At 72.2% G+C, this 21,396-nt stretch carries 18 protein-coding genes and 1 pseudogene; 10 read left to right on the forward strand and 9 right to left on the reverse strand.

The genetic code is table 11. The features are described from left to right. Positions 1–311 precede the first annotated feature (311 nt). Complete coding sequence (locus ACFC1R_RS15050) at positions 312–1,208, reverse strand: N-acetylmuramic acid 6-phosphate etherase (protein ID WP_375938433.1); 897 nt, start codon at positions 1,206–1,208, stop codon at positions 312–314. A 302-nt stretch (positions 1,209–1,510) separates the two neighbouring features. On the opposite strand from ACFC1R_RS15050, the gene ACFC1R_RS15055 reads away from it, so the two are divergent. Beyond that, positions 1,511–2,713 carry a M20 family metallopeptidase gene (locus tag ACFC1R_RS15055; protein WP_375938436.1) on the forward strand — a complete coding sequence of 401 codons (1,203 nt, stop codon included), beginning with the start codon at positions 1,511–1,513 and terminating at the stop codon, positions 2,711–2,713. A gap of 159 nt (positions 2,714–2,872) precedes the next feature. On the opposite strand, the gene ACFC1R_RS15060 is transcribed toward ACFC1R_RS15055, so the two are convergent. Further along, entirely contained in the window at positions 2,873–3,316 is a 444-nt protein-coding gene (locus tag ACFC1R_RS15060) for an ASCH domain-containing protein (protein ID WP_375938439.1), read from the reverse strand. A 216-nt stretch (positions 3,317–3,532) separates the two neighbouring features. On the opposite strand from ACFC1R_RS15060, the gene ACFC1R_RS15065 reads away from it, so the two are divergent. From ACFC1R_RS15065 to ACFC1R_RS15080, 4 genes are all read left to right on the forward strand, one after another. Continuing rightward, complete coding sequence (locus ACFC1R_RS15065) at positions 3,533–3,730, forward strand: hypothetical protein (protein ID WP_375938442.1); 198 nt, start codon at positions 3,533–3,535, stop codon at positions 3,728–3,730. Between the two features lie 76 nt (positions 3,731–3,806). Next, positions 3,807–4,688 (forward strand): NAD(P)-dependent oxidoreductase, encoded by an 882-nt coding sequence (locus tag ACFC1R_RS15070; protein ID WP_375938445.1) that lies wholly within the window; start codon positions 3,807–3,809, stop codon positions 4,686–4,688. Between the two features lie 426 nt (positions 4,689–5,114). After that, positions 5,115–6,344, forward strand: a complete 1,230-nt coding sequence (locus ACFC1R_RS15075; protein ID WP_375938448.1) for a peptidase C39 family protein — start codon at positions 5,115–5,117, stop codon at positions 6,342–6,344. Positions 6,345–6,442: 98 nt separating this feature from the next. Further along, positions 6,443–6,598: a hypothetical protein gene (locus tag ACFC1R_RS15080; protein WP_375938451.1), complete on the forward strand. Its 156-nt coding sequence runs from the start codon at positions 6,443–6,445 to the stop codon at positions 6,596–6,598. A 309-nt stretch (positions 6,599–6,907) separates the two neighbouring features. On the opposite strand, the gene ACFC1R_RS15085 is transcribed toward ACFC1R_RS15080, so the two are convergent. From ACFC1R_RS15085 to ACFC1R_RS15095, 3 genes are all read right to left on the reverse strand, one after another. Then, positions 6,908–7,429: a TerD family protein gene (locus tag ACFC1R_RS15085; protein ID WP_375938454.1), complete on the reverse strand. Its 522-nt coding sequence runs from the start codon at positions 7,427–7,429 to the stop codon at positions 6,908–6,910. Between the two features lie 465 nt (positions 7,430–7,894). Beyond that, positions 7,895–8,185, reverse strand: coding sequence for a phosphopantetheine-binding protein (locus ACFC1R_RS15090; RefSeq protein WP_375938457.1), 291 nt, complete (start codon positions 8,183–8,185; stop codon positions 7,895–7,897). An 861-nt stretch (positions 8,186–9,046) separates the two neighbouring features. Then, a complete protein-coding gene (locus ACFC1R_RS15095) occupies positions 9,047–10,081 on the reverse strand; it encodes a GlxA family transcriptional regulator (RefSeq protein WP_375938460.1) in 1,035 nt (344 codons plus the stop codon). A gap of 184 nt (positions 10,082–10,265) precedes the next feature. Here ACFC1R_RS15095 and ACFC1R_RS15100 point away from each other — a divergent pair, with 184 nt between their 5' ends. Continuing rightward, positions 10,266–11,000: a DJ-1/PfpI family protein gene (locus tag ACFC1R_RS15100; protein WP_375938463.1), complete on the forward strand. Its 735-nt coding sequence runs from the start codon at positions 10,266–10,268 to the stop codon at positions 10,998–11,000. A 165-nt stretch (positions 11,001–11,165) separates the two neighbouring features. On the opposite strand, the gene ACFC1R_RS15105 is transcribed toward ACFC1R_RS15100, so the two are convergent. Further along, positions 11,166–12,074: a LysR family transcriptional regulator gene (locus ACFC1R_RS15105; protein WP_375938466.1), complete on the reverse strand. Its 909-nt coding sequence runs from the start codon at positions 12,072–12,074 to the stop codon at positions 11,166–11,168. A 119-nt stretch (positions 12,075–12,193) separates the two neighbouring features. Between ACFC1R_RS15105 and ACFC1R_RS15110 the strand changes: the two genes are divergently transcribed. From ACFC1R_RS15110 to ACFC1R_RS15125, 4 genes are read left to right on the forward strand one after another with little or no spacing between them, the layout of a single operon-like run. Then, a complete protein-coding gene (locus tag ACFC1R_RS15110) occupies positions 12,194–13,369 on the forward strand; it encodes a CaiB/BaiF CoA transferase family protein (RefSeq protein WP_375938469.1) in 1,176 nt (391 codons plus the stop codon). 31 nt (positions 13,370–13,400) lie between these two features. Further along, positions 13,401–14,192 (forward strand): enoyl-CoA hydratase/isomerase family protein, encoded by a 792-nt coding sequence (locus ACFC1R_RS15115; RefSeq protein ID WP_375938472.1) that lies wholly within the window; start codon positions 13,401–13,403, stop codon positions 14,190–14,192. Between the two features lie 28 nt (positions 14,193–14,220). Continuing rightward, entirely contained in the window at positions 14,221–15,387 is a 1,167-nt protein-coding gene (locus tag ACFC1R_RS15120; protein ID WP_375938475.1) for an acyl-CoA dehydrogenase family protein, read from the forward strand. Beyond that, positions 15,384–16,454 carry an acyl-CoA dehydrogenase family protein gene (locus ACFC1R_RS15125; protein ID WP_375938478.1) on the forward strand — a complete coding sequence of 357 codons (1,071 nt, stop codon included), beginning with the start codon at positions 15,384–15,386 and terminating at the stop codon, positions 16,452–16,454. The genes ACFC1R_RS15120 and ACFC1R_RS15125 overlap by 4 nt, the downstream gene beginning before the upstream one ends. A gap of 359 nt (positions 16,455–16,813) precedes the next feature. Here the strand turns inward: ACFC1R_RS15125 and ACFC1R_RS15130 are convergent. From ACFC1R_RS15130 to ACFC1R_RS15140, 3 genes and pseudogenes are all read right to left on the reverse strand, one after another. Then, positions 16,814–16,966: pseudogene (locus tag ACFC1R_RS15130) on the reverse strand (hemin transporter); the annotation flags it as partial. An 855-nt stretch (positions 16,967–17,821) separates the two neighbouring features. After that, positions 17,822–19,291: an IS1380 family transposase gene (locus ACFC1R_RS15135; protein WP_375938650.1), complete on the reverse strand. Its 1,470-nt coding sequence runs from the start codon at positions 19,289–19,291 to the stop codon at positions 17,822–17,824. Between the two features lie 205 nt (positions 19,292–19,496). Continuing rightward, on the reverse strand, positions 19,497–20,768 hold the full coding sequence (locus ACFC1R_RS15140; protein ID WP_375938653.1) for a nucleotide sugar dehydrogenase: 1,272 nt from the start codon (positions 20,766–20,768) through the stop codon (positions 19,497–19,499). Positions 20,769–21,396 lie beyond the last annotated feature (628 nt).

A 21,396-nucleotide genomic window follows, 5' to 3' on the forward strand; every position in this document is an offset into this window, starting at 1 on the left:
CCGCCATGGACCTGACATGAGACCCGGCGTGACCAGCCGGGTCTCGGCACCCCATCCCAGTCCCGGCCCGAGGTCGCGTCAATATCGGCGGCGGCAGCAGCGGGTCCGCGAAACCGAATGTTCACGCCGGGTTGATCCACCGCCACGGAATCCCGGCATCCGGCGCCGGGGTCGCCGTTCGCGCTCCCTGCTCTCGCCGCTCGCTCGCTCGCACTCCCCGCTCGCCGCTCGCTCTCGCTCCCGACCGCGCGCCGCCCGCTCTCGCTCCCGACCGCCCGTTCCGGCCCTCGGCGGGACGGGGAGCGGCCGTCCTAGGGGCGGAGCCGCTCGAGGGCGGCCCTGACCACGCCGTCGGCGGAGTGCAGCGCGGCGCGGGCGGCCGCCGGGGTGGCACCGGTGAGCAGCAGGACCAGTGCGGGCTTCAACTCGCCCTCGGTGGAGCGCAGGGCGGCACGGCAGGTGTCCGGGTCCGCGCCGGTGGCCTGGGTCAGGATGGTCAGTTTCCGGCCGACCAGCTTGGCGTTGGTCGCGGCGACCTCCGTCATCAGGTTCGACCAGGTCCGGCCCAGCCGGACCATGACCGCGGTGGAGAAACCGTGCAGCACCAGCTTCTGCGCGCTGCCCGCCTTCATCCGGGTCGAGCCGGTCACCACCTCGGGCCCGGTGTCGGTGCAGACGTGCAGGTCGGCCAGGTCGGCGAGCGGCGCCTGCGGATTGCAGCTCACCAGCACGGCTTTCGCCCCGGCCTCTCGCGCGGCCGCCAGCGCGCCCGCCACGTACGGGGTCCGGCCGCTCGCCGCGAGCCCGAGGACGACGTCGCCCGGCCGCAGCCCGGCCACCGCCCGCCGCCCGTCGGGCTCGCTGTCCTCCGCGCCCTCGACCGCCTGTGCCAACGCGCTCGGACCTCCGGCGAGATGAGCGGTGATGCGGCCGGGCTCCAGACCGTAGGTGGGTGCGAGCTCGGCGGCGTCCAGGACGGCGTAGCGCCCCGAGGAGCCGGCCCCCACGTAGTGCACCCGTCCGCCGCCGCGCAGGGCCGCCACAGCCGCGTCCACCGCCTCGGCCAGGACCGGCAGGGCGCGCGCGACGGCGGCAGGCACCTCGGCGTCGGCCGCGTTGACGGCGCGCAGCAGGTCCAGCGTGGGCAGCAGGTCGATGTCGGTGGTGGCCGGGTTGCGGCGCTCGGTCGGCGGCAGGGCGGCGGTCACGGGGCCTCCGTGGCTGGGTGGCGGTCGAGTGGGTCGCACGATACTGCCCCGGCCCGGCCGCACCCAGAGGTCGCGAGGATCTGCCGGAACGGCGCCGAGTGGTGGTGGGTGCGCCTCTCCACCGGGCGGTTGCGGCGTTCCCGGTGCTACGGCGTTCCCGGTGTTCACGGCGTTCCCGGTGTTTACAGGGCGAGCGGCGCTCCAAGGCTTCATCCTGGGGCGGTCCGCGGCGTCGAGCACTCCTGACGCGCCGTCGGACGCCCGACCCGAAGGGACGCACCGAACAGAGACGGAGGACAACGATGTCGACAGTCGAACGGGCAGCGGAGCTCCAGGGCGAACTGGCCGAACTGCGCCGGGCGCTGCACCGCGAACCCGAGCTCGGACTGCACCTCCCGCGCACCCAGGAGAAGGTGCTGGCCGCCCTGGACGGGCTGCCGCTGGAGATCAGCACCGGACGCTCGCTCAGCTCCGTCACGGCCGTGCTGCGCGGTGCCGGCGGCCCCGGCGGAGCGGTACTGCTGCGCGGCGACATGGACGCGCTGCCGGTCCAGGAGCGCACCGGCGCCGAGTTCACCTCCCGGACCGAGGGAGTGATGCACGCCTGCGGCCACGACCTGCACACCGCCGGCCTGGTGGGTGCGGCCAGGCTGCTCTGCGACCGCCGCGAACGGCTCGGCGGCGACGTGGTCTTCATGTTCCAGCCGGGGGAGGAGGGGTTCAACGGCGCGGGCGCGATGATCGACGAGGGCGTACTGGACGCCGCGGGCAAGCCGCTCGACGCCGCGTACTCGCTCCATGTGACCGCCGGTCTGCTCCCCGGTGGAGTGGTGACCGGCCGTCCGGGTCCGATGATGAGCGCCTGCGACGAGCTCCGGGTGACCGTCAGCGGCCAGGGCGGCCACGGTTCGGCCCCGCACCGGGCCAAGGACCCGGTGCCCGCCGTCTGCGAGATGGTCACCGCCCTGCAGACCTTCGTGACCCGCAGCTTCGACGTCTTCGACCCGGTGGTCGTCTCGGTCGGCCGGCTGAGCGCGGGGACGCAGAGCAACATCATCCCCGAGACCGCGGCCTTCGACGCCACCGTCCGCAGCTTCTCTGCCCGGAACCGGGAACTGCTCCGCACCGGACTCCCGGCCCTGGTCAAGGGGATCGCCCGGGCCCACGGGCTGGACGTCGAGGCGGAGTACGCACAGATGTACCCGGTGACCGTCAACACCCCCGACGAGACCGCCTTCGCCCTGGACACCGCCCGGGAACTCTTCGGCCCCGAGCAGGCCGTGGTCACCCCCAACCCGATCAGCGGCTCGGAGGACTTCTCGCTCGTCCTGGAGCAGGTCCCCGGGGCCATCCTCTTCATCGGCGCCACCTTCCCGGACCGCGACCCGCTAACGGCGCCGATGAACCACGCACCGTCCGCGGCCTTCGACGACACCGTTCTCTCCCGCCAGGCCGCCCTGCTGGCCGACCTGGCCACCCGCCGCCTCTCGGCCACCGCAGGCTGACGGGCCGGACCGCCGGGCGGCCGGAAAGCCGGACCGCCGGGTGACGGGTGGCGGGGTGATCGGGGGCGCCTCAGGCTGGTGGCACTCGCCGGTCTCGCCGGTCTCGCCGGTCTCGCCGATCCCGCCCGTGCCGTGCCGTCGGGGCTCGGCACGGGGGCGTCAGAGCGCGGTGACGAGCCGGAAGCGCTCCAGGACCGCCACGGTGGTGTCGTCCACGGTGAACCCCGGATCGTCCAGTGCCGCCCGGAAGTTCGCGCCGTGCCAGTACCCCTCGTGGTCCGCCCGCCACTGCGCGACCGTGGTGTGGCCCTCGCCTTCGTCCACCGCGTGTGCCAGGTCGACCTCGGCCAGCGGGACGACGCGCACGTCCGCCACCTCGATCACGGCCACCGGACGGTCTGCGGAGTCGACCACGGCGAAGCGCGTGCCCGGCACCGGCAGGGGCTCGTCCTCGAACTCGTACTCGACCAGCAGTCCGGTGGTGGAGGTCTTCGAACCGTCCAGGATCGCCGCGACGAGGCGGTCGCGCAGCGGCCCGGGGAAGGCGAAGTACGCCCTGGGGAGCTCGAGATGCTCCGGGGACGGGGTCTGATCGGTCGTCATGCTGGTCACGGTAGCCGCACGGAAGGTGCCGGTTCGAACGGTTTTCCGCGCACTGTCGGCTCGGGTGCTCCGCCCGGCGGGACCCGTCGGGCGCAGTCATCGACGGCAGTCATCGGCAGTGCTCTGCGACGGCGTTCTGCGACGGCGGTGTCCGGCGGAGCTTCTCGGTGTGACTCCTCGGCGTGACTCCTCGTCGGCCGACTCGTTGGGGAGGGCATGAAGAAGCGCAGCATGCTCGCCGTCGCGTCCCTCGCCGTCGGGGTGGTCGCCTCGTTGACCGCTCCCAGTGCCCACGCGGGCCCGGCCGACGCCGGCACCTCCGGCACCCGCGGTACCGGTGTCACCGCTCCGGACAGCGTTCCGCTTCCGGAGCCGATCGCGGACGGCGAGGCCGAAGATGGCGTCGGGCGATGAACCGCAAGGTGATGCCGTACCGGACCTGACGTACAGTCGGACCGTACGGATGGCGATGACGGCGAGGAGAGAGACGATGACCGCACTCACGGTGGGCTTCGTCGGGCTCGGTTCGATGGGGCGTGCCATGGCCGCCAACCTGGTCCGGGCCGGCTTCTCCGTGCAGGTGTGGAACCGCTCGCCCGAGCCGGTGAAGGCGCTGGTCGAGCAGGGGGCGCTGGCCGCCGCCGGCCTGAGCGAGGTCTTCGACAACGACATCGTGGTGTCGATGCTCGCGGACGACCACGCGGTCGAGTCGAACCTGCACGATCCGGCGCTGCTCGCGAACGCCCGGGCCTGGCTGCACATCAACATGGCCACCGTCTCGCTCCCACTGGCCCGCCGCGCCACCGAACTGCACGCCGAGCACCGGATCGGCTACCTCGCCGCCCCCGTGCTGGGACGGGCCGAGGTGGCCGAGGCCGGTCGGCTCAACATCCTGGCGGCGGGCCCCGAGGAACTGCTGGACCGCGCCGAGCCGCTGTTCGCCGCGCTGGGGCAGCGCACCTGGCGGCTCGGCAGCGAGCCGCACCAGGCCAACGCCGCCAAGATCAGCGCCAACTTCCTGCTCGCCTGCGCCATCGAGTCCATGGCCGAGGCGAGCAGCCTCGCCGAGGCCAACGGCGTCAAGGCGACCGATTTGGTCGAGATGCTCACCAACACCGTCTTTCCCGGCCCGGTCTACTCCGGTTACGGCGCGATGATCGCCGAACGGCGGTACGAGCCCGCCGGGTTCCGGCTGGTCCTCGGCCTCAAGGACGTCAACCTCGCCCTGGAGGCGGGCGCCGAGCAGCACGTACCGCTGCCCTTCGGCGGAGTCCTGCGCGACGCCTTCCTGGACGCCGTCGCCCACGGCGACGCGGATCGTGACTGGGCGGCGGTCGCCGAGGTGGCCCGCCGCCGGGCCGGCCTGGACTGACCCGCCGCCGGGCGCGGTCGAGCGGCGGCCCGTCGGCTCGGGCCGACTCGCGCCGGTCGTCTGCCGCCAGGCGGCCGGTCGGGAGGCGGGCGGCTGGCAGGCGGGCACGGCCCGTGCCGGTCGGGGCCGGATGTCCGGCACCGCGCCGCGAGTCGGGCGAGCGGAGCTGCCGAGGCCCTGGTAGGACTGGCAGGCAGGACAGTGCAACGAGCAGGGCTGCGGGAGCCGCGAGCGGCCACCCGGGAGCAATCGGAGGCCGGCACGGTGAACGGCTTTGCGTCACGGCGAACCCTACTGACGGCCGCGCTCGCCGCAGCGGCCGACACCGTCGCCGCACCGGCGCACGGCTCACCCGTACCTCCGCCCGACGGGACGGTTCCTGCCGGTTCCGCGTTGCGCCCGGTGCAGGCCGATCCGAACGCACGGGTGGAGTACCACGCGTGGACCACCGCCGCCGACTGGAGCCCGGGGGACCACCGGGGGACCAGGGTGGTGGACGGCGACCGCCCGGGCGTGGCCATCGCGACCCCCGTCGGCACCGTCGACTACCTCGACCCGCACAGCGGCCGGAGCACCAGCTGGGAGTTCGCCACCTGGACCTCCCCGGTGCGGGAGCCGGCGACTCCCGCCACCGAACTGGTCGTCTCCTGGAACGCGCACACTCCCGTCGGCACCTGGCTCGCCGTCGAACTGCGCGGCACCTACAGCGACGGCGGATCGACGCCCTGGTACGTCATGGGCCGCTGGGCCGCGTCCGACCAGGACATCCTCCGCACCTCCGTGGGCGGCCAGCAGGACGGCCGGAGCAGCATCGCCACCGACACCTTCGCCATCGACGCTCCGGAGAGCGGTCTGCGCCTGGTCTCGTACACGCTCCGGCTGACCCTGTACCGCAAGCCCGGTTCGGAACTCACGCCCACCGTCCGGCGCCTGGGCGCGGTGGGGTCGGACCTCCCGGACCGCTTCGAGGTGCCCGTCTCCGTACCCGGGGCCGGCCGGGGCCGCGAGCTGGCCGTCCCCCGGTACTCGCAGGAGATCCACCGGGGGCAGTACCCCGAGTACGACAACGGGGGAGAGGCGTGGTGCAGCCCCACCTCCTCCCAGATGGTCATCGAGTACTGGGGCCACAGACCCAGCGCCACGGACCTGGCCTGGGTCGATGCCTCCTACCCGGACCCCGAGGTCTGCCACGCCGCCCGGTCCACCTACGACCACCAGTACCGGGGCTGCGGCAACTGGCCCTTCAACGCCGCCTACGCCGCGACCTACCAGGACCTGCAGGGTGTCATCACCCGCCTCGGCTCCCTCGCCGACCTCGAGCGGCTGATCGACGCAGGCATCCCGGTCATCACCTCCCAGTCCTTCCTCAGCACCGAACTGGACGGCGCGGGTTACGGCACCGACGGCCACCTGATGGCCGTCATCGGCTTCACCGACGACGGCGACGTCATCGCCAACGACCCCGCCTCGGCCGGTGACGACAAGGTCAGGCGGGTCTACCGGCGGCGCCAGTTCGAGAACATCTGGCTGCGCACCAAGCGCTACGACGCGAACGGCCAGGTCACGGGGGGTTCGGGCGGCATCTGCTACGTCTACTGGCCCGTCAAGTCAGCACCAAGTCAGCACCAGGCGCTGCGCGCGGTCGGGATCAGCTGACGAGGACGAGGTGTCGGCCGACGGCCGTCTCGACGACCCGGCGGCAGCGGTCGCCGCCGTCTCGGGTCAGGTGGCTGTCCCGGCCCCCGGTGACCGTGATGGACCTGGACGAGCAGACTGAACTGATCCTGACTCAGGCCCCGCCGGTCACCAGCGCCCCGATCCGGGCGAGCGCCACCGAGGACCTCGCGGTGCTGGCGGATCGGGACGGCGATGTCGAACGGGGTCGCGGGCGAGGCGCCGTCGGAGCGTGATCCACCCCAGACTCCGCGGCGGGCAGGAGGGGCCGGGAGTAGCCGTGGTGGGCACCGTTGCCGCGTCGTGAAGGGCGGATTATCCACGTCCAGGGGATTCCCGTGCGGTTGACGCAGAGGATGGCGTGGTCACTCCCTTTCGTGGCGGCCCGGCCCGTGGGGCGCCACCCGGTTCCAGCGTGCGGGCGGGCTGTTCCTGTCCTCCTGTGCCGTTGAGCAGCATGTCGCGCATGTGTCCGAAACAAGTCGCACGTCACCAGGACGGACATCGCGGGCTCCGGGGATCGCGAGGCTTGACCCGGGTTTTGCTCAACTGCCCATGATCCGGGCGAAGGTGGCCGGATCGGCGTCGAAGCCGCGGACGCCGTCCCGGAACCGCCAGACCCCCGAGTCGTCCCGGACGAACTCCGCGACCCGCGCCGCCGTCGCCTCGCCGACGGAGTCGAAGGACACCGCCGCGAGCTGATCGCGCCGCTCCCGGATTCGGACATCGGGGCGGGCTATGTCCGCGAAGGTCACCCGGCCGCCGCCCTGCTGGATCGCGACGCCCACGACGACCCTGCGGTAGCGGTTCGCGAGACGGTCGAGCTCCAGGACCATGCGCTCGTCGACGCCGAGGCCCCGGCCGTCGCGGCTGTCCCGGTTCAGCGTGATCGTGCCGTCGGGGGAGCGGCTGTCGAAGTACACCAGGTAGGCCGGGTCGCCGTCAGGGGTTTCGGTGGCGTAGGTCGCGGCGATCAGGTCGAGGTCGTGGGGCGCCGTACCGGCGGGATTCGGATCCCACTGCAGGTCCACTTCGATCCGTCCCAGACCCTTGTTGAGACTGCTCACAGGACACTCCGTTCGTCGGCGCACCGACCTTCCATGGTGCCACGGCCGACCCGTCCGGTATCGGGTAACCGGCTTACAGTGAAGCATAATTGACAGGAAATCGGCGGAGCAGACCGAGCGGGCCGGTGGCCGGCACGTCGGAGGCCCGCTCCGTGGCGAGGTGGCCCTGCCCGGTCTCGGTGATCGCTTCGTGGGCGAGCGCGTGGACCGCCGTGACCAGCCGCCGGCGGGGGCGATCCGTACGGAGGGACTCCTCGGCCGCCCGCGCGCGACGAGCCGGTCGACCCGGGACATGACGGTGTCGTGGCGCACCCGTACCTGCTCGTTGCCGAGGTGGCGGACCATGGGCGCGTAGCGGCCGCGGTAGCTGACGAGCGGCCAGGGGGCCTGCGCCAAGCCGGCGACGGCCTCCTCGGGGACGCCGGAGTCGAGGCCAGCCGCCACCATCGAGGCGTTGATCTCGGCCTACTGCGCGGGGAGCCGATCGTGCCCCGGGCGGAGTTGCGAACCCCTCGGCAGTCGGGTGGAGTGCAGGTCCCGCCACTTGGCGAGCGTGCGGCGTTGCGCCAGCTCGACGCAGGAGAGTTCGAGCCCGGCCCGGTGCCAGCGTTCGACGAGGTGCATGAGGCGGATCGAGTCCAGGCCGAGCAGCTGGAGTTCGTCGTCGTCCGGGATGTCGGTGGGCTCTTCACCCAGCACGGCGGCGACGGTGGCCTTCATCATCTCCCGGGTGAGCGGCTCGAAGCCGTCGGACACGGTGGACCTCCTGGTCGGTTGCGGTGGGTCGATGGGGAGCGTGGTCACGCGGAGGTGGCAGTGGAACCTGGGCCCGGCAGGCCGGTCGGCCCTGCGGTCGAGGCTGGCGAAGTCCAGCTGCTCGCCCTCGAACCGCACAGCGGTGGCCTCGGGGGTACGGGCCGCCTGGGCCTCGACCAGCTCGGGGAGCGTGACGTCGGGCAGCGGGTGCGCGGTGTCGTTCCACGCGGCCAGCTGCCGCAGCTCCTCGGGCGCGAGCGGACCCGCCCGGGCGAGCGGCGCGTTCGGCGGGCGGCTGGTGGTCGAGGAGGGGGCGCTGCTCGCTTGGCGGCGGAGCTCCGGACGGAGGGTCGGGAAGCGTGACGGGAGGAGGCGCTCACACGGTCACGCGGCTGAAAGAAGACCGGAGCTCGGCCTGACTCAGGAGGGCGGCCGGGGATTCGGGCGGTCCCTTGAGGGCTCTTGAAGAGTAGGACCAGAATGTCAGATACGTAAATAGCGCAATGGTTACTGAAATAAGTAATTTTTGGGGATGCGGTGGCCCGCACATGGACCCCGGATCCCGGGCGTCGTGCCCGGTCGCCGGGTGTCCGCGTCCGAGCCGGGAATCGGCTCTCGCGCTGTCGACGGCCGGCGGCGGCATTCCCGGAAGTGCCGGATCTGCAGGCGTGCCAGTGACACCTGCGACTCGCCGTGACTCGATGTGACGATACGTCAACGCCTGGTCCACGAAAGAGCCGTCGGCCCTGCGGGCCCGGTCCCGGTGGCCTTGCGGAGCGTACGGCGGGGCCCCGGAATCCTCCGGTGTCCGGCGGGTGCGGTCGCGTACCGGGCCGCGGTCCCTCTACGGCGCCTCCGTCCTCATCCGCGGCCGTCGACGGCGTCCGTCGGAACCGCTTCCGACGGTGCCGGGAGCGCGGCGGAGGGCGGGCCGGCGCGGAGCGCCAGCCGGTAGGCCGAGGGTGAGATTCCGTAGTGCGCGTGGAAGGCCTGGCGCAGAGTCTCTGTGGAGCCGAAGCCGCAGCGTCCGGCGACGGCGGCGAGCGGGAGCGCGGTGGTCTCCAGCAGCCGGGCGGCCGCTTCGGTGCGGGCGGTGCGGACGAAACGGGCCGGAGGCTGGCCGAGTCGGTCGAGGAAGAGGCGGGACAGGTGCCGCTCGCTGATGTCGGCCCGGGCGGCGAGGGCGGCGGTGCCGAGGTCGGCGTCGAGATGGCCGGTGATGTGCAGGACGAGCCGGCGCAGGACCCGGTGCTCGGGCGGCGGGTCCTTGACGTAGATGGACAACTGCGCCTGGTTTCCAGGCCGTTGCATGTAGGTGACCAGCCAGCGGGCGACCAGTCGGGCCAGCTCGGGCCCGTGGTCGGCCTCCACGGCGGCCAGCGTCAGGTCGAGCGCGCTGGTCACACCGGCCGAGGTGCTGACGTCGCCGTCGACGAGGTAGAGCGGGCGCGGGTCGACCGTGACCTTCGGGTGCCGGACGGCCAGTTCGCGGGCGTACGCCCAGTGGGTGGTGGCCCGCCGGCCGTCCAGCAGGCCGGCCGCGGCGAGGATGCTCGCACCGGTGCAGACCGAGGCCACCCGGCGGCTGCGGGCCGCCAGCCGCCGGACGTGGGAGACGAGATCGGCGTCCGCGGCCGCCGTCAGATGGCCGAGGCCGCCGACGACCAGCAGGGTGTCCAGGGGGCCGCGGACCCGCTCGACGGCGGCCTGGCTCATCAGGACGAGCCCGGTGGAGGAGCGGACGGGCCGGCCGTGAGGTGTCGCCAGCCGCAGGTCGTAGGCGGGTTCGGCGCCGAGCCGGTTGGCGGCGTCCAGGGTGTCGGCGACGCAGGCGATGTCGAGCAGGTCCGCCTGGTCGTAGCCGATGATCACCACCTGGCGGGCAGTCGTCGTCACGGCTGCCAGCCTACGCCTGCCGGTCCGGCGGCCGGGGATCGCAGGATTCCGGACAACCGGACGGGGTGCCGGTTGCCGCATCCCCGGGCCGGCGGCGACGGTGGCTTCGAGGGGCCGGAGCGCGACCGGGATGCAGCCGGAGCGCTGCCGCCGATGCCATCCGCAGCCAGCGAGGAGTTCAGCCATGACCACCATCACCGAGACCGCGCAGCCGGCCCGGACCGTCGCCTTCGTCGCCTACCCGGGAATCACCGTGCTCGACCTGGTCGGGCCGCTCCAGGTCTGCGCAGCGCTGGCGGACACCGTGCCGGGCATCCGGACCGTCGTGCTGGGAGAGCGGATCGAGCCGATGGGCACCGACACCCCGCTGTCCGTGCTGCCCAGCCACACCTTCGACGAAGTCCCCGACCCCGATGTGCTGGTGGTGCCCGGCGGTCTGGTGCCGACACTCGCCGCGATGGCCGACGAGACGCTGCTCGCCCGGCTGCGCCGGGCCGCCTCAGGCGCGTCGGTGGTCGGCTCGGTCTGCACCGGCTCGCTGTTGCTGGCCGCCGCCGGGCTACTGGAGGGGCGCAAGGCCACCACGCACTGGCTGTTCCGCGACCTGCTCGTCCCTTTCGGCGCGACCCCGGTGGCCGACCGCTGGGTCGAGGACGGACGGTACGTCACGGCCGCGGGTGTCGCGGCCGGCATCGACATGGCGCTGCACCTGGCCGGTCGACTGGCCGGAGAGGACGCCGCCCGGCAGGTGCAGCTGCTGATCGAGTACGACCCGCAGCCGCCGTTCGGCGGGATCGACTGGGCCGCCACCGACACCGCGAGCTACGCGCCGTTCGGCAAGCAGGTGCTGACCGAGGCCCTGGCTGGTCACCCCGAGCTGCTCGCCCGGCTCGGCGGCGGGCCGTTCCTTCGCAAGTAGGCTGTTCACCAGGGGAATTCACACCGTGAGCCGTCCGGCCGGATCCGCCACGCCGGTACGCGCCGGGTTCCGCCCCGTTGCTCGGCACGTCCGCGGAGAGCGGCCGAACGGGCCCGGGCGGCCCAGCGGTTCGTCCCGGTCGGTCCTCGCGCAGGCCACCGGACGCTACGCCTCGGGTGTGAGGGCGGGCGAGCCGAACAGCCCGACCACCCGCTGGACCGCCGCGTCACCGCTGTCCGACCGGTGCACGGCGGCGATCGCCGTCCGAAGGTGGGGCGAACTGCCGCGCAGCGGACGGTGGACCACACCGGACAGGCCGAGCGAGCGCACCTGTTCCGGCGCCAGGGCCACGCAGAGGCCGGCGGCGACGTAGCTGAGCAGGCCGGGCAGGTCGTCGGCCTGTCCCAGCGGCCGGGGGGTGAAGCCTGCCTGGGCGCAGGCGAGCGCGACCTGCTGGGCGAGCCCCGGCAGGGCGCCGGGGCGCAGGACGGCGAAGTCGTGGTCGGCGAGGTCCGGCAGCGCCAGCGAGTCCTGCGCGGCGAGCCGGTGGTGCTCCGGAAGCACGGCGATCAGCCGCTCGACGCCCACCTGGTGGACCGTCAGTTCGTCGCTGCCCGAGATCGGGAGCCGGACCAGGGCGAGGTCCAGCGCGCCGGCGTGCAGCATCGCGATCAGCTCGACCGAGGGGTGCTGACGCAACTGCAGCCGCAGCCCGGTGAGTTCGGTGTGGGCTCGGCGCAGCAGATCGGGCACGTAGTGATAGCCGAGGCTGCTGATGAAGCCGAGCCGCACCTCGCCCTCCCGTCCGCTGGCGACGCGCCGGGCCCGGTCCACGGCGGCGGCCTGGGCCTCCAGCAGCCGCCGCGCGTCCTCGGCGAAGGCCCGGCCGGCCGGGGTGATCCGCACGCCGCGCGGCCCGCGCTCGAACAGGCTGACGCCGAGTACGCGTTCCAGTCGCTGGATCGCCTGGCTGAGCGGCGGCTGGCGCATGGTGAGCCGATCGGCGGCCCGTCCGAAGTGCTGCTCCTCGGCGAGCACGACGAACTGTTCGAGGAGTCGCTGTGTCAGTTCCATATGGCACAGCATATGGAATGGCAAGTCAGGAAGTATTGGACGATATGAATTCCCCCAGAGTTGACTGACGGCATGTCAACCGGCGACCGGCCGGTTCCCAATGACACCGGAGGACAGCGATGTCGCCAGAACAGGAGCGGAGGGCGGGCCCGCTCGTCGGGGTGCGGGTGGTCGAGCTTGCCAGTGTGATAATGGCGCCGTACGCGGCTCAGCAGCTGGGCGACCTGGGCGCCGACGTGATCAAGGTTGAGCCGCCGACCGGGGACATGACCCGCCACCTCCCCCCGCAGCGCCACTCCGGCATGGGGGCGGGCGCGCTCAACCTCAACCGGAACAAGCGCAGCGTCACGATCGACCTCAAGGCCCCGAACGGCCGCGACGCACTGCTGGCCCTGATCGCCACCGCAGACGTGTTCATCACCAACGTCCGCCCGCACGCGCTGGCCCGCCTCGGACTCGGCTACGACGAGGTCGCCGCGGTCAACCCGGGGCTGGTGTACGCCAACGCCCAGGGATTCCGCAGCGATTCGGCCCTGGGCAACCACGCGGCCTACGACGACATCGTGCAGGCCGCCTCGGGCCTGGTGTGGCTCAACGAGCAGGTAAGCGGTGAGCCGTACTACGTGCCCACCGTGCTGGTGGACAAGGTGTGCGGGCTGGTGATCGCACAGTCCGTGCTGGCCGCGCTGCACCACCGGGACGCCACCGGCACCGGCCAGCACGTCGAGGTACCGATGGCGGACACCATGCTGGCTTTCAACCTGGTCGAGCACCTGGCGGCGGCCACCCTCGACCCGCCTCAGGGGCCGATCGGCTACCCGCGCGCGCTCAGCTCCCAGCGCAGGGCCTCCCGGACGGCGGACGGCTGGATGTGCATCCTGCCCTACAGCGACCGCAACTGGCGGGACTTCTTCGGCTTCGTCGGCCGCCCCGAGCTCGCCGACGACCCCCGCTTCCGCTCACTCGGCGACCGGGCCCGCCACGCCGACGAACTGTACGAACTGGCCGGGAGGTTCGCGGCCCGGCACACCAGCGCCGAATGGCAGCGGTTCTGCGACTCGGTCAGCATCCCGGCCGCGCCGGTACTCAGCCTGACCGAGGCCGCCACCAGCGCGTACGCGCGGGAAGGCGGTCTGCTCCAGCGGGCCGAGCACCCCACCGAGGGCGGCTACCACCTGATCGGCCAGCCCGTCCGCTTCTCGCGGACCCCGGCAGGCCTGCACCGGCACTGTCCCCGGATAGGGCAGCACACCGAGGAAGTGCTCGCCGAGATCGGCTTCCACCCCGCCTCCTGACCAGCCGTCGACCACGAATCGAGCAGCCGTCATGACCAAGCAGGAACCCCTGCACGTCGAACACCGACCGAACGGGGTCGCAGTGCTGACCCTCACCGACCCGGACCGCCGCAACCCGATGACCGGCCGACTCACCGAGCAGTGGCGCGCCGCCGTGCAGGCACTGAGCGGGACCCCCGACCTGCGGGCCGTGGTGGTGACCGGCACCGGCCCCGCGTTCTGCTCCGGGGCCGACCTCGGCGACCTGGCCGCCGGGCACGGCCTCGGCATCGCGGCGGCCCGGGCCCACCTCGCGGCCTTCTACCGGACCTGGTTGGCCGTCCGTGACCTGCCCGTGCCCACCATCGCCGCCGTGGGCGGCCACGCCATCGGCGCCGGACTCGCCCTCGCCCTGGCCTGCGACCTGCGGTACGCCGCCGCGGACGCGAAGCTCGGCGCACCCTTCGTCCGCCTCGGCCTGCACCCCGGGATGGCCACCACCGCGCTGCTCGCCGAAGCGGTCGGCCTGCCGCGCGCGCGCGAACTGCTGCTCACCGGACGGCTCGTCGACGGCACCGAGGCCGCCACGATCGGCCTGGTCCACCAGGCACTGCCCGCGGACCGGGTGCTCGCCGCCGCACTCGCGGTCGCCGACGGCATCGCCGCCGCGGCGCCGCTCGCGGTGCGGCTGACCAAGGACGGTCTGAACCGCCCTTTGATGACCGTCGAGCAGGCCCTGGCCTGGGAGTCCCTGGCACAGCCGGTGACGACCGCCACCGCCGACTTCCGCGAGGGCGTCCAGGCCCGTCGGGAGCGCCGCACCCCGCATTTCACGGGCAACTGACCCCGCCCACGACCAGAGGAGCACCGCGATGATCCTGCCCACCACCGGCGCCCGCGCCGTCCAGCTACGGCCCGAAACACAGCGGCTCCGACGGGAAGTCCGGGACTTCCTCGCCGAGGAACGCGCCGCCGGAACGGTCATGGGCCGCCCCGACTCCTGGCTGACCGGCTGGGACCCCGGCTTCACCCGCCGGCTCGCCGAGCGCGGCTGGGTCGGCATGGCACTGCCCAAGGAGTACGGGGGCGGTGGGCGTGGCAACCTCGAACGCTACGTCGTCATCGAGGAGCTGCTCGCGGCCGGCGCCCCGGTCTCGGCACACTGGGTCGCCGACCGGCAGGCCGGCCCGTCGATCCTGCGTCACGGCACCGAGGAGCAGCGCCGCCGCTTCCTGCCGCGGATAGCCGCCGGCCAGTGCTTCTTCTCCATCGGCATGAGCGAGCAGCACGCCGGCTCGGACCTGGCGGCGGTCCGGACCCGGGCCGAACGGACCGACAACGGCTGGCGGTTGACCGGAACCAAGACGTGGACCGGCGGCGCCCACCTGAACGACTACGCCATCGTGCTCGCCCGTACCGACGACGAGTCCGGCGACCGCCACGCCGGGCTCAGCCAGTTCATCGTCGGCCTGCGCGACCCGCGGGTGCGGATCGAGCCGATCCGCCTGCTCAGCGGCGAGCACACCTTCAACTACTTCCACCTGGAAGGCGTCGAGCTCGGCGCCGACGCCCTGCTCGGCCGGCCCGGGGACGGTTGGCGGCAGGTGACCGGTGAGCTGGCACTGGAACGCAGCGGGCCCGAACGGTTCCTGTCCACGGTGCCGCTGCTCACGGCACTCGTCGAGCAGCTGCGGCGAGGGGCCTGCACCCCCGAGCAGCACACCCGGGTCGGCCGGCTGACCGCGCGGCTGTCCTCGATCCGGCAGCTGTCGCTGGGTGTGGCCGCCGCCCTGGAGGCCGGCCGCCCGGCGGACGTGCAGGCCGCCCTGGTGAAGGACCTCGGCACCCGCTTCGAGGGCGAACTCGTCAACGAGGTACGGGAGATCCTCCCGACGACCGCCCGGACCGACACCACCAAGGGCAGCTACCCCGAACTGCTCGCCACCGCGATCCTGCACTCCCCGGGCTACACGCTGCGCGGCGGCACCAACGAGATCCTTCGCGGAATCATCACCCGAGGCCTGGAGCTCTCCTCATGACCACCGATCACCTCCGTACGCCCGCCGCCGTGCTCGCCCGGCACCCGGGCGACGCCCTGGACAAACCCGCCGCTGCCGCCCGCGCCCTGTGGGACGCCCTGACCACGGCCGACGCGCTACCCCCGCCGGACACGGACCCGCACGTCCTGGTCGCACTGGTCCGCGAGGCCGGCCACCACGGCTGCCCGGCACCGCTCGCCGAGACCCTGCTGCTCGCCGGCCCGCTGCTGGCCCGGGCCGGGCTGGCCGTGCCGAACGGGCCGCTCACCTTCGCCCGCGGCCCGCTCGACGTCCGGTTCGCCAACGTCGACTCGGCCAGCCGGGTCGGCCCGCCGGGAGCAGCCGGCACCGACGACGCGGTGCACGTCAGCGGCACGCTCTCCCGGGTGCCGTGGGCCCGGGCCGCGCAGGCCGTGGTCGTGCTGACCGAGGGGCCCGGCGGGCCGGTGCTGCTCGCACTCGAACCGGACGAGTACCGGCTGCTCGAGGGGGCCAACCTCGCGGGCGAGCCCAGGGATGGGGTCGTCCTGACCGACACGGCGGTTCCCACCGAGCGGGTCCGCCGCGTCCCGGAAGCCGTCCTGGCCGAGGCCGAATGGCGCGCCGGGCTGGCCCGGGCCGCGCTGATCGCGGGTGCCGCGCGGCGCTGCGTCGAGCTCACGGTGGCCCACACCGCAGCCCGGTCCCAGTTCGGCCGTCCGCTCAGCCACTTCCAAGCCGTCAAGCAGGAGGAGGCGAAGCTGATCGAGGAGGCGGCCCTGGTCGGTGCGGCGGTCGAGGCGGCCGCGACCGCACTGGGCGACCCGGGCGGCGCCGCCTTCGCGGCCCAGGCCGCCGCCGCGCAGGCATCCGCCTCGGTGGGGGAGATCACGCGCATCGCCCACCAACTGCACGGCGCGATCGGGTTCACCGAGCTCAGCCCGCTGCGCCTGGCCACCACCCGGCTGTGGTCGTGGCGGGACGAGGACGGCAACGAGCAGGCCTGGTTCGCGCGGATCGGCCGGCACGTGGTGGAGAGCGGTACGGGCCGCCTGTGGCCGCTGGTGACCGGTAATCCCGCGGCCTGACCGCGGGGCCGGACCGGGGACACCGCAGACCGGCGTCTGATGGCCGCTCATCCTCGTCCGGCAGCCGACACGGTGGTCTCGCCCCGGTCCCGGGGCCGGCCGACCTGTGCCCTCGGTCTGTACGCCGGGCACCGTGACCGGGCTCTGGCGCGGAGGTCTCCGCAGACCTCGAACGCCTCACCCCGGCCGGGGGCGCTGCCGCGCACCGGCGCCCTGACGGCCGGCACGCGACGGCCCCGGACCGCGGCTCCGTCCGGGGCGCTCACCATGACCAACGGACGGGAGGGCGGGCCGGGTTCGGGAAGACCGAACGCCCGCCGGACCGGGAGTGCCGGTGCGGCGGGCGTTCGGGGAGCGGTTCAGTCCTGGCTGAGCCAGAGGTCGGGGCCGAACACCTCGTACGCGACGGCCGAGGCGGGCAGGCCGTGGTCGAGGAGTGAACTGCGGACGGCGCGCATGAACGGCAGCGGGCCGCAGAGATAGGCATGGGCGTCGGCGGGGACCGGCACTCCGGTCCGGTGGACGCGGCAGTTGATGGAATGACGCTCCACTCGTCTTCCTCGCCGAGTTGGCATCCTGGGTTAGCGTCAGGCCGTGGGTGATGAGAATTCTGGACGCAACCCGATCGAGAGCGGGCTGCACGTCGGTTCGGCTGGCCCTATGAACCGGGCGAGGAGTCCTTGTAGTGGCCTCCCATAGAGGGCAATAGGGCTCTGGCCGTAATTCCGTGAAGCCTCGCTTCGTCCCGGGCCCGGAGCCGGCCGTGGCTGCCCATGCGGCTATTCAGGTGTCTTCCGGACATCTCGTGAGCGAGAGACGTCCGGTGAGGGGTACGTCGTCTCGCACGAGATGTCCCCGGGACCCATGAGGAGGCCAGCGTGTACGCAGCAGTACGGCGGTACGAAGGGGTGACCGATCCGGCGGAGGCAGGACGCCGAGTGGCCGAGGGATTCGTGCCCCTCCTTCGCCAGGTTCCCGGATTCGTGGCCTATTACTGGGTTGACGCCGGGGACGGAGTGATGGTGTCTACCAGCGTCTTTGAAGACCGAGCCGGGGCCGAGGAATCGATCCAGAGGGCGGCGGACTTCGTGCGGGACGACCTCGCGCCACTGCTCCCCAATGCTCCCCAGGTCACGGCCGGCCAGGTCGTGGCTGCCGGGTAGCGACCTCCGCAGCGGCCCGTCACGGAACTGCGGCCAGAGCCAATTCCTAGCCTCCGTGTTTCGGTTCGCGTCGGCTGATCTGGGGGGATCCCCGTATCGGAGGTCGCGGGGCTGCCGTCAGGCGTTGGGTATGCCGAGGGCCCGACGCGATGGCCGGGTGCTCCTGGGTCCTCGTGTCGTGGTGGTCAAGGGCGGCTTGGTCTGTCAGGTGGCCGGTCGGGGTAGTACCACCAGGTGGCTGAACGCCGCGGTCAGTTCGTGGCGCCAGGGCCAGGTGGCGGCGATCCGCAGGTGTAGGCGGCGCGCTCCGCGCGTGATCCGGGCGGCAGCGTGCAGGAGGCGGTAGCGGAGTCTCTTGGGCTCGGCGGTGGCCAACTCGCCGTCCAGCAGCAGGATCCGGGCCCAGACGAGCAGGTCGATGGCGGTCAGGGACAGCTCCAGCCAGGCCTGGTTGATGGCGAAGTGGCGGGAGGGGAAGCGACCGAAGCCGGTGGTCTTGCCGCAGCGGATGTGGTCCTCGACTCGGGCGTGAGCGCGGTGGCGGACCTCCAGGTACTGGGTCGAGCCGCCGCCGGCGACGGGCGTGTCGGTGAGGAAGACTTGGTGGCGCATGCCTTCGTCCTGGTCGAACAGGGACAGCTGGGCGCCTGGGTGGGGACGCTCGCGGCGGACGATGATGCGGGTGCCGTCCGGGTATCCGGTGAGGTCGACCTGGCCGGTCAGCTCGGCGACTTCGGCGCCGGTGCGAAGGGTGCCGTCCTGTTCCAGGGCCGGGTGCCAGACCTGGTCGGGTAGGACCCGGATAGCCTTGCGGACCTGTTCGGTGACGGCGTGTCCGACGGAGAAGGTGGTCTGGATGCCCCGCTGCCGTAGGGCGCGTAGATGGGCGAGGAAGGCTTTGGCGCTGCCGGCGCTGTCGGCGCGGATGAGGACCGGGGTGCCGTGGCGGTGGGCGTCGGGAATCTGCGCGAGGGCCGCATCGACGACCGTGATGTGGTCAGCCGCGGTGTTCGCTCCGGCGTTGCCGGGTCGCAGGACGCTGGCCAGGGCTTCGCCGGTGTTGTCCAGGAAGCAGAGCATCGGGTGGTAGCCGAAGCCGCGCGTGTAGGTGGCGGCCGCTTCTTCCTTCTCGGAGTGGCAGGTGACCAGGGTGGCGTCGATGTCCAGGACCAGGCCGGGCAGTTGACGTCCTGCGGCGCGGGCCGGCGGTATCCCGTCCCTGGTCTCGGCGGCCTGCAGCCAGGCGACCTCGCGGGCAGCGGCCCGGGCTGCCCGTAGCGCGTTCAGGTTGTTGGTGTCGATGCCTGCCAGGACGCGCCAGGCGGTCGGGGTGGAGGCGACCGGGCCGAACACGTCCCGCTGGTCACGCAGCACGGCCAAGTCCCGGATCGCCTCGCCTCCGTCGGCGAGGATCACCGCCAGGTCCACCGCGACGCGGCCGGGATCGTGCCCGGTCCCGCGCGGTCGCAGCCGGTGTAGGGCGTCGCTGAAGGCGCTGGTCAGTGAGGTGGCGTCGGCCAGATCCGCCAGCAGACGCGAGCCGACGTGGTTGACCACCCCGTGCCCGTCGGCACTGACGACGAGCTTGGGGCGTGACCGGGTAGTGTGCACGCAGAAAGTGCCTTCCTGCTGGTACGACTGGGACCTTAGACAAGCCTCATCGTTGCAGCTCAGAAGGCACTTTCGTATTTCCGATCATGATCCGGATGCGGCCCCGGATGCAACGCGCAGGTTAGGGGGTCACGTTTCAAAGAGCGCGGACACCCGCCTGCGCGGGGAGGAGGAGCTGCAGTAGTGGACGTGCCGGCGCTCGGCAGACCGGTCAACCACACCGTTGCCCCGCAGGAGCACGTGTGACACGTCTGGTCGTGTGGGATGGTCACAGCTGCACCGCTCGCGGGTGCCCGAGGGTCTTCCCCCGCGTGTCGAAGAGCAGATCTGCGCGATCGGCGAGCTTGATGACGTCGATGTCGCTGTGGGGCTGTAGCAGGATCGTGAGGTCGGCCGTCTCGGCGTCGGCCAGGTAGTCCGTCACCCGCTCCACCGGTGTTCCGGCCACGCCCCAGGTCGCGACCTTGGGATCGTAGTACCGGACGTCGGCCCCGCGTCGTCGCAGTTCGAGCACGAGCGCGGTGGCCGGCGTCTCGCGCTGGTCGGAGATGTCGGGCTTGTAGGTGACACCCAGCAGCAGCACCCGAGAGCCGTTCATCGCCTTGCCCCGGCCGTTCAGCAGATCGACCGACCGCTGGACGACGTGCACCGGCATCCGCTGGTTGATCTCCTGCGCCAGCTCGACGAACCGGAACGGAATACCCAGCGACCGGACTTTGTAGGAGAGGTAATTCGGGTCGATGGGAATGCAGTGGCCGCCCACGCCGGGCCCGGGATAGAACGGGGCGAATCCGAACGGCTTTGTCGAGGCGCAGCGTATGGCGTCCCACAGGTCGACGCCGATCTCACGGCAGAACATGGCCATCTCGTTGACCAGCGCGATGTTGACGTGCCGGTAGGTGTTCTCAAGGAGTTTCGCCATCTCTGCTTCCCGCGGGCTCTTGGCCTCCACCACCTCCCCGACGAAATGCTCGTAGAGCCGGCGGGCGGACTTCGTACATTCCGGAGTGCACCCCCCGACCACCTTGGGGGTGTTCTCGAGTCCGAAGTCGGGATTTCCCGGGTCGATGCGCTCGGGGGAGAAAGCGAGGTGGAAGTCGATCCCGACGCGCAGTCCGCCGGCCTCCAGCGCCGGCCGGACGACGTCATCGGTCGTGCCCGGGTAAGTCGTCGACTCCAGCACCACCAGCGTCCCGGCTCGCAGGTGATCGGCCACCATGGCGACCGCGCTGTTCACCGCGGACAGGTCGGGAGCCCCAAGCTCGGTCAACGGCGTCGGCACGCAGATCACCACCGCCTTCGCGCTGGCGATCACCGAGGCCTCGGTGGTGGCCCTGAACCCGTGGTCCAGCATCGCCGCCACGTCGGCGTCGGAAATGTCATCGACGTGGGAGCGCCCCGCGTTGAGCCCGTCCACCACCGGACGGCTCAGGTCCAAGCCTGCCACCCGCAGGCCCGCCCGAGCGGCCCCACGGGCCAGCGGTAGGCCCACATAGCCCAGGCCGACCGCGACCAAATCAATATTTGTACGGGAGCTCATCGTGCGCACAACCCCCCAGAGCGACGCTCGGAAAATATTCAAGAGCGGATGACTTGTCCGGTTCACCTCGGCGCGGGAACTGATCACGGCGCCGACTGCCGAATTCCAACATAAATGAATCGATCCACCGCCGGTGCGGCGACTACGGAAACTGCCTCCACTCGAAAGGAAGGGCCTCTGTGCTGTCAACCCACTGACGAGAGGCGCCTGCGAATTCAGAAAATATGGTCGCACACGGCCCTCGGGTGACGACGGCGTAATGCTACGAAATGCAGTGACGTCCAGCACGTCGAAATTCCGGCAGTGGAACCGGCGTACGAATGCCGGTACTCGTCGGACATTCCGGCGGATCGTGACGGCAGCGCGCAGCCCGCGAGCCGGGCGTTCCGGCTCGCGAGGCGATCGCCGCGGGTCAACAACAGCGGAATGCGGATCCAACGGTCAACTGCACGACCCGCGACCGGTTGGGGCCGGTGGGCTCCGGAGCCTCCTGGAGCGGCGAGTCGGCGCTCCAGTCGCTCGACGTGTCCCGGTAGTTGAACCAGCACAACGGGCATCGTGAAGCAGGTTCTCGCCGTCCCTGCCGCAGCGGCGCCGCCGGATCAACCAGGCACTGCTGGACGCCGAG

The organism is Kitasatospora sp. NPDC056138 (assembly GCF_042264695.1).
In the GTDB taxonomy this organism is placed as follows: domain Bacteria; phylum Actinomycetota; class Actinomycetes; order Streptomycetales; family Streptomycetaceae; genus Kitasatospora.